Here is a 1,090-nt window from a genome sequence, read left to right as displayed (position 1 = left end):
GATGAATTCTTCCATAATGGTGACGACAGAAGTGTCGCCATTGACAACATGTGGCGCTCAAAAAGTCGTCGCTTAATCATTCGATCAGTTAAGTATGTATTTCAGATGCTTTCCGATTGCATTGAATCGAAGCAGACCCAGTCCAGACAGTTTAGATTTGCCGTCAATAGGTTGATTCGCCTGGTTGAGGCGGGGATCTTCGACGTGCAGGGTGACATGTCATCCCAGCTTAAGTCCTTGCTAATTGATTCATTGGAGGAGCATGCCGCGTCTACAGATCAATACTGTAGATTGCTTATCTCTTTAGGGCTGAATGACGAAGAGTTGAATAGGGTTGAACAATATCTTTGTGACAATGAGCTTGCGATTCACTCTTGGCAGAACTTCCACCTGTGGATGGTGTTTGCTCGGGTCGGGCGCAATTCTCCTGTGCTAGTGAAGTTGGCGGAGGAGAGAGTTAAGGAGGATATACTTAGGTCTGAAGTTCCCGCGATATTTATATATCTTAGATGTATGGGGGAGGTTGGGTTACTTCAGGGGTGTATTGATAAATTTAAGGCCACTTGGCCCTACTACCATCAGAGGAACTATCTCCTCTCCATTAGTGAGTTGGATAGAGAGATAATTAAGCCTTTAGTTCCTGAGCTGGGTCCGAAGCTAAGAGGGACAGTAGGTCGTGCCAGGAATCATTTTATTAATAATGTACCCCTGTTGGAGCGCGAGCGGACTCCGATTCTTCGCTTGTATGAGGAATTAAATCCTTATGATTAACAATAAGRCTGTGTTGCTCTTCATTAACGATTTTTCGGGACGGGGTGGCGAAAAATTTTACCTTTACTTGGATGGTGTTTTAAGTGAGGTTTCCGCAAGGGATGTGGCGGAAGTAAATTTCGAAATAATTTGCCATGACTATTGGCTGCTGGCGCCGGCGATATTTGCAGCGGCGGGTAGGCTTCCCTCGGTAGTGACGGACGTGGATGAGTTGCGGATATCGACATCAGGGATACGTAGCGATAGAGAGGCTCGCGACAGGATCGACGTGTCTACCCAGTTGCTAGAGCTTGGATACGAAGAGGAAGAGGTTCTAGGT

At 46.4% G+C, this 1,090-nt stretch carries 2 protein-coding genes; both read left to right on the top strand.

Annotated elements, in window-relative coordinates:
* The coding region (locus tag AC1DJN_RS22065; protein WP_478040307.1) for a hypothetical protein at nucleotides 1–771 on the top strand (771 nt) is incomplete at its 5' end.
* Nucleotides 772–781: 10 nt separating this feature from the next.
* A partial coding sequence (locus AC1DJN_RS22060; RefSeq protein ID WP_478040305.1) for a hypothetical protein occupies nucleotides 782–1,090 on the top strand: 309 nt, incomplete at its 3' end.

The organism is Stenotrophomonas sp. 05L414_2 (genome assembly GCF_056397905.1).
This window is presented reverse-complemented; position numbering and strand designations above follow the sequence as displayed.